This window comes from Actinomadura sp. NPDC049753, from assembly GCF_040674655.1.
GTDB classification, from domain to species: domain Bacteria; phylum Actinomycetota; class Actinomycetes; order Streptosporangiales; family Streptosporangiaceae; genus Spirillospora; species Spirillospora verrucosospora.
This window is the reverse complement of the sequence record NZ_JBFARL010000073.1, coordinates 23,661-35,576: the sequence shown is the minus strand read 5'-3', so window position 1 is coordinate 35,576 and position 11,916 is coordinate 23,661. Positions and strand designations below refer to the sequence as shown.

The 11,916-nt window shown below is 71.7% G+C and carries 12 protein-coding genes; 7 read left to right on the top strand and 5 right to left on the bottom strand.

The genetic code is table 11. From position 1 onward, the window contains the following. The first annotated feature begins 60 nt into the window (after positions 1–60). From AB0K37_RS20075 to AB0K37_RS20060, 4 genes are read left to right on the top strand one after another with little or no spacing between them, the layout of a single operon-like run. Complete coding sequence (locus AB0K37_RS20075) at positions 61–957, top strand: sugar ABC transporter permease (RefSeq protein WP_363983065.1); 897 nt, start codon at positions 61–63, stop codon at positions 955–957. Further along, entirely contained in the window at positions 954–1,856 is a 903-nt protein-coding gene (locus AB0K37_RS20070) for a carbohydrate ABC transporter permease (protein ID WP_345177558.1), read from the top strand. The genes AB0K37_RS20075 and AB0K37_RS20070 overlap by 4 nt, the downstream gene beginning before the upstream one ends. After that, the gene (locus AB0K37_RS20065) at positions 1,853–3,277 is read left to right on the top strand and encodes a GH1 family beta-glucosidase (protein WP_363983057.1); all 1,425 of its coding nucleotides are present in this window, start codon (positions 1,853–1,855) and stop codon (positions 3,275–3,277) included. Before AB0K37_RS20070 ends, AB0K37_RS20065 begins: the two co-directional genes overlap by 4 nt. A 31-nt stretch (positions 3,278–3,308) precedes the next feature. Beyond that, positions 3,309–4,319: a LacI family DNA-binding transcriptional regulator gene (locus AB0K37_RS20060; RefSeq protein WP_363983054.1), complete on the top strand. Its 1,011-nt coding sequence runs from the start codon at positions 3,309–3,311 to the stop codon at positions 4,317–4,319. Between the two features lie 25 nt (positions 4,320–4,344). Here the strand turns inward: AB0K37_RS20060 and AB0K37_RS20055 are convergent, their stop codons facing one another. After that, positions 4,345–5,127, bottom strand: coding sequence for an SAM-dependent methyltransferase (locus tag AB0K37_RS20055; RefSeq protein WP_363983051.1), 783 nt, complete (start codon positions 5,125–5,127; stop codon positions 4,345–4,347). Positions 5,128–5,176: 49 nt separating this feature from the next. Between AB0K37_RS20055 and AB0K37_RS20050 the strand changes: the two genes are divergently transcribed. After that, positions 5,177–5,659 carry a nucleoside deaminase gene (locus AB0K37_RS20050; RefSeq protein ID WP_363983048.1) on the top strand — a complete coding sequence of 161 codons (483 nt, stop codon included), beginning with the start codon at positions 5,177–5,179 and terminating at the stop codon, positions 5,657–5,659. 29 nt (positions 5,660–5,688) lie between these two features. On the opposite strand, the gene AB0K37_RS20045 is transcribed toward AB0K37_RS20050, so the two are convergent. Both AB0K37_RS20045 and AB0K37_RS20040 read right to left on the bottom strand, forming a co-directional pair. Next, positions 5,689–6,018, bottom strand: a complete 330-nt coding sequence (locus tag AB0K37_RS20045; protein ID WP_363983045.1) for a hypothetical protein — start codon at positions 6,016–6,018, stop codon at positions 5,689–5,691. 69 nt (positions 6,019–6,087) lie between these two features. Next, complete coding sequence (locus AB0K37_RS20040) at positions 6,088–6,480, bottom strand: SSI family serine proteinase inhibitor (RefSeq protein WP_363983042.1); 393 nt, start codon at positions 6,478–6,480, stop codon at positions 6,088–6,090. A gap of 280 nt (positions 6,481–6,760) precedes the next feature. Here AB0K37_RS20040 and AB0K37_RS20035 point away from each other — a divergent pair, with 280 nt between their 5' ends. Beyond that, a complete protein-coding gene (locus AB0K37_RS20035) occupies positions 6,761–7,240 on the top strand; it encodes a nuclear transport factor 2 family protein (RefSeq protein ID WP_363983039.1) in 480 nt (159 codons plus the stop codon). Here AB0K37_RS20035 and AB0K37_RS20030 read toward each other — a convergent pair. Further along, positions 7,228–7,953 (bottom strand): SDR family NAD(P)-dependent oxidoreductase, encoded by a 726-nt coding sequence (locus AB0K37_RS20030; RefSeq protein WP_363983036.1) that lies wholly within the window; start codon positions 7,951–7,953, stop codon positions 7,228–7,230. The two genes, AB0K37_RS20035 and AB0K37_RS20030, sit on opposite strands and share 13 nt — an antisense overlap. Before the next feature lie 104 nt (positions 7,954–8,057). Between AB0K37_RS20030 and AB0K37_RS20025 the strand changes: the two genes are divergently transcribed. Further along, positions 8,058–8,888: a helix-turn-helix transcriptional regulator gene (locus AB0K37_RS20025; RefSeq protein WP_363983033.1), complete on the top strand. Its 831-nt coding sequence runs from the start codon at positions 8,058–8,060 to the stop codon at positions 8,886–8,888. A gap of 35 nt (positions 8,889–8,923) precedes the next feature. Here AB0K37_RS20025 and AB0K37_RS20020 read toward each other — a convergent pair whose 3' ends face one another. Then, the gene (locus tag AB0K37_RS20020) at positions 8,924–11,911 is read right to left on the bottom strand and encodes a glycoside hydrolase family 3 C-terminal domain-containing protein (protein ID WP_363983030.1); all 2,988 of its coding nucleotides are present in this window, start codon (positions 11,909–11,911) and stop codon (positions 8,924–8,926) included. Positions 11,912–11,916 lie beyond the last annotated feature (5 nt).

Genomic DNA, 11,916 nt, shown 5'->3' with positions numbered 1-11,916 from the left:
CCGCCGGCGGCCTCGCCCGCGGCGGCGCGGCCGGAGCCGGGCCGCACCTGGCGCGCCCGCCTGGCCCGGCTCGACGTGAAGGGCGCCCCCTATGCCTTCATCTCGCCGTTCTACCTCGTCTTCCTGATCTTCGGCGCGTTCCCGCTCGTCTACACGCTCTGGGTCTCCCTGCACGACTGGGAGCTGGCGTCCGGGACCCGCAAGTTCGTCGGGCTCGACAACTACGACTACCTGCTGAGCGACGCCGACTTCTGGCACGCCACGGTCAACACCCTCGGGATCTTCGTCCTCTCGACCGTCCCGCAACTGCTGCTCGCCCTGTTGATCGCCAACACCCTGAACCGGCGGATGCGGATGCCGACGCTGTTCCGGATCGGGATGGTCGCCCCGCTGGTCACCTCGACCGCCGCCGTCGCGATCGTGTTCACCCAGATGTTCGACAAGGACTGGGGGATGGTCAACTGGGCGATCGGGCTGGTCGGCATCGACCCGATCAACTGGTCGAGCAGCCGCGGCTGGTCCTGGGCCGCCATCGCGATGATGGTGGACTGGCGCTGGACCGGCTACAACGCGCTCATCTACCTGGCCGCCATGCAGGCGATCCCGAAGGACCTCTACGAGGCCGCGGCGATCGACGGCGCGTCCCGGCTCCGGCAGTTCTGGCAGATCACGGTGCCGATGCTGCGCCCCACCATCATCTTCACGGTGATCATCTCGACGATCGGCGGGCTCCAGCTGTTCACCGAGCCCGTGCTGTTCAGCGTCGGCACGCCGAACAAGATGGACGGCGGCCCGATGCACCAGTTCCAGACGATCACGATGTACATGTACGACAACGCGTTCGGCCATGACCGCTACGGCTACGGTGCGACGGTCGCCTGGGCGCTGTTCGTGATGATCATCGTGTTCTCCCTGATCAACTTCCTGGCCGTGCGCCGCACGGGAGGCACCAAGTGACCACGCTCCTCGCCGGCCCCGGCGGCCGGAACCCCGGCGGCAGGCGCGCCGCCGCGCATCCCGGCCGCTACCGCGGCCTGTGGAACGCCAGTCCGCTCACCTATCTCACGCTGGTCGTGGCGCTGGCCCTGTCGATCTTCCCGATCTACTGGATGATCATCGTGGCGACCCGCACGAACAGCGTGGTCGCCGACGTCCCGCCGCCGCTGCTGCCGGGCGGCCACGGCGGCGACAACGTCGGCCGGCTGTTCGACAACCCGGAGGCCTACTTCGCCAAGGGCCTGCTGAACTCCGCGATCGCCTCCGCGGCGGTGACGGTCTCCACGGTGTTCTTCGCCTCGCTGGCCGGGTTCGCGTTCGCCAAGCTGCGCTTCCGCGGCAAGAACGGCCTGCTGCTCACCATCATCGCCACGATGATGATCCCGGTGCAGATGGGCATCATTCCGCTCTACATGATCATGGTGAAGCTGGGCTGGCAGAACCACCTGCAGGCGGTCATCGTCCCGTTCCTGGTCACCGGGTTCGGGGTGTTCATGATGCGGCAGTACGCCGACCAGGCCGTCCCGGACGAGCTGATCGAGGCGGCCCGCGTCGACGGGTGCACCACGTTCGGCATCTACTGGCGGGTCGTGCTCCCCGCGCTGCGCCCCGCCGCGGGCGTCCTCGGCCTGTTCACGTTCATGCAGACCTGGAACGAGTTCATGTGGCCGCTGGCGGTGCTGAGCCCGGACAACCCGACGGTCCAGCTGTCCATCAACAACCTCGCTAACGCCTACTTCAAGGACTACACGCTCATGTTCGCCGGGACCAGCGTGGCGATCCTGCCGCTGCTCGTGGTGTTCATCGTTTTCGGCCGCCAGATCATCGGCGGGATCATGGAAGGTGCAGTGAAGGCGTGACCTCCCTCAAGGACGACACCAGCGCGGCTCCCGCCGCACCTTTCCCCACGGGGTTCCGCTGGGGGGCGGCCACCGCCGCCTACCAGATCGAGGGCGCCGCGGGCGAGGGCGGGCGCGGACCGTCCATCTGGGACACCTTCTGCCGCACGCCGGGCAAGGTCCTGCGCGGCGAGACCGGCGACGTCGCGGTGGACCACTACCACCGGTTCCCCGAGGACGTGGCCCTCATGGCCGACCTCGGGCTCACCGCGTACCGGTTCTCGATCTCCTGGCCGCGGGTGCAGCCGGCCGGGGCCGGGGCCTTCAACACCGAGGGCCTCGACTTCTACCGGCGGCTGGTGGACGCGCTGCTGGAGGCCGGCATCGAGCCGTGGCCGACGCTCTACCACTGGGACCTCCCGCAGCCGCTGGAGGACAAGGGCGGCTGGCCCGATCGGGACACCGCGCACCGGTTCGCCGAGTACGCCGACCACGTGCACGCGGCGCTCGGCGACCGCGTCGCGCACTGGATGACGGTGAACGAGCCGTGGTGCGCGGCTTTCCTCGGGTACGCCTCCGGCGACCACGCGCCCGGACGCGTCGACCCGTCGGCGTCCCTGCTGGCCGCGCACCACCTGATGCTCGGCCACGGCCTGGCCGTCGAGGCGATGCGGGCCCGCCGCCCCGACAACCGCTTCGGCGCCGCCGTCAACCTCTACGCGGTCTCGCCGGCGACCGGCGACCCGGCCGACGTCGACGCGGCGCGCCGGATCGACGGGCTGCAGAACCGGCTGTTCCTCGACCCGCTGCTGCTCGGCCGCTACCCCGAGGACGTCCTCGCCGACACGTCCCGCTACGGGTTCACCCCGCCCGACGCGGACCTGGCGGTCATCAACCAGCCGCTCGACCAGCTGGGCATCAACTACTACTCGCGGCACACCGTCGCGGGGACGCCCGGCGAGGCGGCGCAGACCGCGTCGTCGCCGTTCGCGACGAACTCCCCCTGGCCCGGCAGCGGCCACGTCCGGTTCGTGCCGGCCGGGCGCCCGGTCACCGGGATGGGCTGGGAGATCGACGAGCGCGGCCTGCACGAGGTGCTGACCCGGCTGCACCGCGAGTACCCGTCCGTCCCGCTCTACATCACCGAGAACGGCGCGGGCTACGACGAGGTCCCCGCCGATGATGGCACGGTCCAAGACGCGGGCCGCATCGCCTACCTCGACGCGCACCTGCGGGCGTGCCACGACGCCATCTCCGAAGGGGTCCCGCTGCAGGGCTATTTCACATGGTCGCTGCTGGATAATTTCGAATGGGCTTGGGGCTACTCCAAGCGTTTCGGGCTGGTCCACGTCGATTACGCCACGCAGCGCCGGGTGCCCAAGGAGAGCGCACGGTGGTACGCCGGAGTGATCCGGCGGGGCGGGCTGCCCGAGCGGGGCTGACCCGGGCGACGGCACGGACGAAGGGGGCCAGATGACGGGCAGGAGCACGCGCCCGACCCTGGAGGAGGTCGCGGCGCGGGCCGGCGTGGGCCGCGGCACGGTGTCCCGGGTGGTCAACGGCTCGCCGCGGGTCAGCCCGCAGGCCCGCGAGGCGGTGCTGAAGGCGATCGACGAGCTCGGGTACGTGCCGAACCGCGCGGCCCGCACCCTCGTCACCCGCCGCACCGACACCGTGGCCCTGGTCGTCGCCGAGTCCGACCAGCGGCTGTTCGGCGAGCCGTACTTCGCCGGGATCATCCGCGGGATCAGCAACGGCCTCGCCGACACCGGCCTGCAGCTCCTGCTCGCCCTCGCCCGATCCCCCGCCGAGTACGGCCGGCTGGAGGACTACCTCACCACCCAGCACGTGGACGGGGTGCTCCTCACCTCCCTGCACGCCGAGGACCCGCTGCCCGCGAAGCTGGAGGCCAACGGGGTGCCGACCGTCCTCGGCGGCCGCCCGCCCGGCCTGCACCCGGTCAGCTACGTCGACGTCGACAACCGCAGCGGCGCCCGCGAGGCCGTCGGCCACCTCATCGCGGGCGGCCGGCGGCGCATCGCGACCATCGCCGGCCCCCAGGACATGGGGGTCGGCATCGACCGGCTGGCCGGCTACCGGGAGGCGCTCGCCGAGGCGGGGCTGCCCGAGTACGTCGAGTACGGCGACTTCGGCGAGGCCAGCGGCATCACCGCGGCGGAGCGGCTGCTGGCCGCCGAGCCGTCCCTGGACGCGGTGTTCGCCGCCGACGACCCGATGGCGCTCGGCGCGCTGAGGGTCCTGCACCGCAGCGGGCGCAGCGTCCCCGGCGACGTCGCGGTGATCGGCTTCGACGACTCGGCCGCCGCGCCGCTGGCCGACCCGCCGCTCAGCACCGTCCACCAGTCGCCGGAGGAGATGGGCCGGGAGATGGCCCGGCTGCTGGTCTCGCGGATCCGCGGCGAGACCGTCGCCGACCCGGTCGTCATCCTGCGCCCCCACCTGGTGCTGCGCGACTCCGCGTGACGCAGGACGTGCCGGCGGGGGGGCGTCAGCGTCGCCCGACGGCGGCGTACATCCAGCGGGTCCCCCCGCCGGCGCCCTCAGGACGCCAGTCGGGCACCCACACCACGCCGGGCTCCAGGAGCTCGAACCCCTCGAACATGGCCTCCACCTGCTTGCGGTCGCGGCTCCGGAGCCGGGCGGTGGCACCGCGCCACGCGCTGGCGGCCTGCTCCCCCGTCTCGGGGTGCCCCTCGACGGTGCTGTGCGAGACGACCAGCAGGCTGCCGGGGGCCATCACGTCGCGGAACGCCCCGATCGTGCGCCGGACCTCCTCGTCCTCGGCGAAGTGCAGGACCGCGAGCATCAGGACGGCCACCGGCTCGTCGAGGTCGATGAGGCCGCGGACCTTGGCGTGGCCGAGGACCGCCCCGGGGTCGCGCAGGTCCGCCTGGATGACCGCGGTCGTCTCCGACGGCGCCAGCAGCGCCCGCGCGTGGACGAGGACGATCGGATCGTTGTCGACGTAGACGACGCGGGCGCCCGGATCCAACGACTGGGCGACCTCGTGCACGTTGCCCTGCGTGGGCAGGCCCGTGCCGAGGTCGATGAACTGCCGGATGCCGGACTCGACGGCGAACCGGACGGCCCTCTGCAGGAAGGCCCGGTTCTCCCGCGCGGCCCGGGGGATGTCGGAGCCCGCGTCCGTCGCGATCTTCGCGGCCTCCCGGTCGACGGCGAAGTTGTCCTTGCCGCCCAGGAAGACGTCGTAGATCCGCGCCGGGCTGGGCGTGCGCACGTCGATCCCCGGCGGCGCGATCTCCTCGTCCATCGGCCCAGTTTAGGATCTTCTGATTCGTTCCGTCCCGAGGAGCTGAGAAATGGCCTACGAACCGACAGCCGCCGAGCGCGTGTTCCTCGACCGCTGCGTGGAGCTCGCGCGGGAGGCGCTGGAGGCGTCCGACGAGCCGTTCGGGTCCGTGCTGGTGTCGGCGTCCGGCGAGGTCCTGTTCGAGGACCGCAACCGCACGGCGGACGGCGACCAGACCCGCCACCCCGAGTTCGAGATCGCGCGGTGGGCGGCGAGCAACATGGCGCCGGACGAGCGCGCGGCCGCCACCGTGTTCACCTCCGGCGAGCACTGCCCGATGTGCTCGGCCGCGCACGCCTGGGTCGGCCTCGGCCGCATCGTCTACATCATGTCGTCCCGGCAGCTCGTGGCCCTGCGCACCGAGCTCGGCGCCGCGCCCGGGCCGGTCAGCGCCATCCCGGTCCAGGAGGTGGCGCCGGGCGTCCCGGTGGACGGCCCGGTCGCCGCCCTCGAAGCGACGATGCGCGAGCTGCACACGCGCGCCTCCGCCTGAGGGCGGCGGTTCCGGGGCTCACCGCCCGGTCAGCGCCTCCCGCCGGTCAGCGCCTCCAGCCGGTCGACGGCGTCGCGCCAGTCGGACGGCAGCCAGCACCGGGTCGCCCGGTGCCCGCGGTAGGTGAGCGTGTAGGCGAAGTGGTCGGCCACCTGGCACCCCTCGGACGAGGACGCGGTGGTGACGACGCGGCTCAGCGCGTCCTTCAGACCGCGCATCTCCTCCGCGCCGAGCGCGACCTTCTCGTCATTGACGAGCGCCGTTCCCGACATGTTCACGGTGATCTTCTGGTGAATTCCGGCGAATCCTCCTGAGCGCTCGTAGGCGACCAGCACATCCGGCCCGGTGTGAGCGAGCATGGGCATCTCCTTTGCGCGGGCCGCCGGACAGCACCCCGCTCCCCATTCCGGCGGCCCGCAGATCGTGGGTTACTCGCGGAAAAGGATTCCACCGGTGGCGCGCACGGCGAGGCACCGGTTCGCATACGTCCGCGCGAAATGCCGGGCGGTTCCGTGCCAGACGCCGTTCGCGATCACCGTGACGGGCGCGTGCTCCAGCGTGCACGGAGACGGCCGCGCCGGAACGCGCCCGACCTCACCGTCGACGGCTTCGAGCTGGTCACAGGCCTCGGACGCGGCGCCGTGCGTCCCTCCGTCCGGGTCGCACCACAGGGTCCGCGTGGCGGCGGGACCGCTCCGCGGTATCACCGTGAGCAGGTAGGCGCCGGCCGGGCCGTCCGCCCTGGCCGGCACGGCCGGGGCGATCATCGCCATTCCGGCCAGAACGGCCGCCCATCGGAAACGGGCACGCGACATGTGCATGTCTTCCTCCCTGGATTGCCCACCGCGATCTGCGGCAATGGCCGGCGGGGATCGAATTGTGGTGGATGTCCCGCCGCATCCAGACATTAGGTGCCACAAACTCCCTCAAACAAGGCCAATCTACGTCCCCAACCGGCCACCCGTTCATTCTTAAATCACGTCTGCCCGAATGTGCAATGCCAATATCTGGCGAATTGCCCGCGGGATGTGCTATTCGCGCCGTCCCGTCCACCGGGACTCCGCCCGCCGCGCCGCGCGGGCCGTGGGCCAGGATCGGGCCATGCCCGCCGACCAGCCGAGCCACCAGGCCATCGCCAACCTCGTCTTCCGCTACGCCGCGTGCGTCGACGGCGCGGACTTCGCGGGCATCCGCGACCTGTTCGCCGACGCCTCGTTCACCGGCAGCGGCGGCACCCTGCGCGGCGGCGAGGCGATCGCGGCGATGTTCGAGCGGACCGTGATCGTCCACGCCGACGGCACCCTCCGCACCAAGCACGTCACCACGAACCTGGCCATCGAGGTGGACGAGGAGGCGGGCACGGCGACGTCCGGCGCGTACTACACCGTCCTCCAGGCCGTCCCGGGCCTCCCCCTCCAGCCCATCGCCTGCGGCACCTACGACGACGCCTTCGCCCGCACCGGCGGCCGCTGGCACTTCACCGCACGCCGCATCGCCCTCGACCTGGCCGGCGATCTGACCCACCACCTCCGCCGCCCCGAGAACCTCCCGTCCCGCACTTCGTCACCTCACCAGGGGTAGGTGCCGCCGTTCTCGTTGAGGAAGACCCCCGTCACGTCCTCCGCGAGCTGCCTGGCTATGTGGGCTCCGCCCTCGTCCGCGCTCAGCACGCCCGTGTGACCGTTGAGGTCGGTGGCGCAGAAGCCGGGCGAAAGCGCGTTGACCCGGATGCCCGAATCGCGGAGGGCGTGGGCGTAGATGAGCGTGACGGCGTTGAGCGCCGCCTTGGACGAGTTGTAACCCAGGAGCGTCGCGTACCGGGCGAACCCTTCGTCCGGATCGCTCAGGAAGGCGAAGGTCCCGAGCCCGCTGGAGACGTTCCCGACGTAGCCGGACGGCGACCTGCGCAGCAGCGGCAGCATGGCGTTGGTGACGGCGACGACGCCGAACACGTTGGTCTCGTAGATCTCGCGAAGGTCGTCGACGGGCATCTCGGCGGGCGGGCGGGACCCGTCCCGGGTGGTGACCGCGTTGTTCACCAGGACGTCGAGGCGGCCGTACTCGGCGTCGACCAGCTCGGCGGCGGCGGTGATCGTCGCCGGATCGGTCACGTCCAGCCTGACGAACCGGACGTCCAGCCCCTGCCCGGCCAGGCGGGCGGCGGCGGCCGTCCCGCGGCCCTGGTCCCTCGCGCCCAGCAGCACCGTGTGCCCGGCCCGCGCCATCGCGCCGGCGGTCGCGAAGCCGATGCCCTTGTTGGCCCCCGTGATGAGAACGATCAGTTTGGTCGTCATGGGACGCAACCCTGGCCCCCCGCCGCCGCGGGCGGGAGAGCACCGCCGAGGCTGGTACCGGCGGTCCCATGGTGGCCGCGCGGCAGGACGGTCACACTGGAGCCATGCAGCACGGGGACCGGGCGGAACTGGCCGCCTTCCTGCGGCGGCGACGGGCGCGGATGCAGCCGTCCGAGGTCGGGCTGGAGCGGGGACGCCGCCGCACGCCCGGCCTTCGCCGCCAGGAGGTCGCGAATCTCGCCGGGATGTCGGTGGACTACTACGTCCGCCTCGAACAGGGCCGGGGGCCGCGGCCGTCGCGGCAGATGCTCGCCGCGCTCGGGCGGGCGCTGCGGCTGACCGACGACGAGCGGTCCCACCTCCACTACCTGGCCGGCGAGGTGCCCGCGCCGCCTCCGGCGCCGGTGCGCGAGGTGCGGCCGGGCCTGCTGCACCTGCTGGAACGGCTCGTCGACACCCCCGCGCTCGTCTGCGACGCCAAGTACGACGTCCTCGCCTGGAACCCCATGGCCGCCGCCCTGTTCGGCGACTTCTCCGCCGTTCCGGAGGACGAGCGCAACGTCGTCTGGCGCTTCTTCGCCCGCCCGCAGGCCCGTGACCGTCTCGATCCCGGCGACGCCCGCCGGTTCGCCCGCGAGACCGTGGCCGATCTGCGCGCGGTGGCCGCCCGGTACCCGCGCGACCCCGGGGTGCGCTCGCTCGTCGAGCGGCTGCTGGCCGCGAGTCCCGAGTTCCGGGCGCTGTGGGCCGAGGGCGACGTCCGGCTCCGGCGCTCGACCCGCAAGCTCATCCGGCACCCGGTGGCGGGCCTGCTCGACCTCCAGTGCGAGGCTCTGCACGACCCGGCCCGCGACCAGTGGACCGTCTTCTACACCGCGGCTCCCGGCTCCCCCACCTCCGACGCCCTCCAGGCGCTGAGGGGCGCGAGCCTGTGAGGTCGCGCCCCTAGCGCCAGGAGAGGGTCAGGGGGTCAGGGGGTCAGGGAGAAGGTGCTCAGACGGGTCTCGCCCTTGAAGACCAGGTAGACGTCGCGGTTCCCGCGGGCTCCCGCCAGGGGCGCGGTGATCTCCTTGTAGGTGTAGGCGTCGGCGGTGGACGGGACGGTGAGGGTTCCGGCGCGGGGGCCGTCCGGACGGTCGAGGCGGACTTCGATGGTGGTCGCGGAGGCGCCCGCCACGCGGGCGGTGACGCGTCCCGTGGACGAACCGAGGGCGGCGTCCGCGAACTTCAGCCACGAGCCGGACGCGCCGGTCACCGCGTCCCCGGACGCCTTCGTCTCGTCGACCAGGCGGATGCCGTTCTGGTCGTCGAAGTCGGCGGCTCGGGTCGGCTCGGCGAGATCGCGGGCGGGGATCGTCTCGCCGCGCACGTCGAGGGCCGCCCGCCGGCGGATGTCGGTGGACGAGGAGCCGATGAGCAGGTCGTGCTTCGACTTCTCCACCGCCCACTTGTTGCGCGTGACGTCCCAGACGGCGAGGTCCGACGCGCTCAGGCGGAGTGTCGCGTTCACCGTCCTGCCGGGGGCCACGTGGACTTTGGCGAAGGCGCGCAGCCTCTTCACCGGCTGCTTCACCCGGGACCTCTGCTGGTGCGTGTAGAGCTGGACGACCTCGTCGCCGGCCTTACCGCCCGTGTTGGTCACCGGGACCGTGACGGTCACCGTCCCGTCGCTTCCGATGGAGCGGCTGCTGAGGCGCGGCTTGCCGTACCGGAACGTCGTGTAGGAGAGGCCGTAGCCGAACGGGTAGAGCGGCTTGCCCTTGAAGTACTGGTACGTCCGGTCCGACTTGATGATGTCGTAGTCGAGGATGTCGGGCAGGTCGCGGTCGGAGCGGTACCAGGTCTGCGGGAGCTTTCCCGAGGGGCTCTCGTCGCCGAACAGGACGGACGCCAGGGCGTTCCCCGTCTCGGCTCCGGCGTGGCTCGTCCACAGGATCGCCGGGACGTTGGCCTGTTCCCAGTCGAGCGTCGTCGGGTAGCTGTTCTCCACCACGACGACCGTGTTCGGGTTCGCCTTGCGGACGGCCCTGATCAGCTCCGATTGCCCCTCGGCGAGCGCCATCGTGGTGCGGTCGTGGTCCTCGCGGCCGTTGATGAACGGCATGCTGCCGACCACGACGACGGCGGCTCCGGCGCCCGTCACGGCCTTGACCGCCGAGTCCACACCGCTGCTGACGACGTCCTTGGAGAAGCGGGACGCCTCGGCCTTCGTGGTGAGGGCGAGCGTTCCGTCGTCCTGCGCCTTCACGTAGGTCTTCGCCGGGTCGGCCCAGTCGTAGGCCTTCTCGTACCCGGCGTAGCGGAGCAGGTAGTCGCCGCCGTCCTGCTTCTCCAGCTTGAACATCTGCTGGACGAACCAGCCGTTCGGCTGGTCCTGGTCGTTGGCGAAGGTGTCGCCCCAGTTGTAGCGGCCGACCGTCTTGCCGTTGGCGGCGCTGCGCAGGGTCACGACGCCCTGACCCCAGTCGAACACGTCGAACTGCGTCGTGGCGTCGGAGGACGAGGCGGGTCCTGTCTTCAGGACCGCGCCGGAGCCCGTTCCACCGGCGATGTACTTGCCGGTCTTCACGTCCTTGAGGGCGATGCGGTCGACGCCCTCGCTGGAGGCCACCGCGTCGGCGCGCTTCCTGATGCCGTCCAGCGGCGTGACCTTGTAGGGCAGCGAGCCGGAGTACCAGTCGGTGTAAAGGGTGTTCGACAGCGGTCCCACGACCGCGACCTTCTTCGACGAGAGCGGCAGGGTCCTGCCCTGGTTCTTGAGCAGCACCATCTGCTCGGCCGCGGCGGTGCGGGCCAGGGCGCGGTGCGCGGGGCTGTCCACCGCGTCCTTGGTGATCTTGCCGTAGGGGCCGCCGCCCGGGTCGAACTCGCCGAGCCGCACCCGGACGCTCAGGATGTGCCCCGCCGCGCGGTCGATGTCGGACTCGGCGAGCAGCCCGCGCGACAGCGCCTGCTTGACCGCGTTCACGGTGATGGACGAGTTCGTGTCGTCGGTGGTGAAGCTGTCCACGCCCGCCTTGAGGATCGCCGCGTCGCCGGTGGCCAGGTCGGGGTGGTACTTCTGGGAGCCGACGAGGTTGTTGGGGGCGCCCGCGTCGGTGACGTTGAACAGCGTCCGGTCCGACCAGGAGCGGACGAGCCCGCCGGCGTCGGGAGTGACGGTGGCGGGACGGCCGTTGACGAGGTTGTAGGACGTCATGATCCCGGTCGCGGCGTCGCGGGCGAGCGGCATCTGGAACGGGACCTCGTCGTACTCCCTGCGCACCCGCGGCGGCAGGCTGGAGGACGTCTGGTCCCGGCGGATCTCGTTGTTGTTGGCCATGTAGTGCTTGACGACCGGCGCCGCCTTGAGATGCTCGGGGTCGTCGCCCTGCATGCCGTGGCCGTAGGCGGTGGCGAGGAGGCCGGTGAGCAGCGGGTCCTCGGAGTAGCCCTCCTCGTTGCGGCCCCAGCGCGGGTCGCGGAGCAGGTTCACGACCGGCGCCCACAGCTGCAGCCCCCACACGTCGGGGTTCTCGCTGTTGTAGCCGCGGGCCTCGTCGCCGACGGCCGAACCGATCCGCTTCAGCAGGGCCGGGTCCCAGGTCGCGCCGAGCCCGACCGACTGCGGGAACACGGTGCCCTTCGCGGTGACCACCGCGCCGTTGTTGTGGACGTCGGTGGACCACGCGACCCCGTGCAGCGCCTCGGTGCCCGTCTTGAACCGGCCGATCCCGAGCCGCGGGATCGCGGGCTGGTACTGGTGCAGCAGGGAGATCTTCTCGTCGAGCGTGAGCCGGCCGACCAGGTCGTCCACCCGGGTCTGGACGGGCAGTCCGGGGTCGCGGAACGGGTAGGACTCGCGGGCGGCGGCGGGCGCCGTCCAGGCGAGGGGGGCGGCCAGCGCGACGGCCGCCATCAGGGTCAGCGGCCGGTTGCGCCGGCCAGGGGAACGGGGATTGCGATGGGTTCTGTACACCGGTT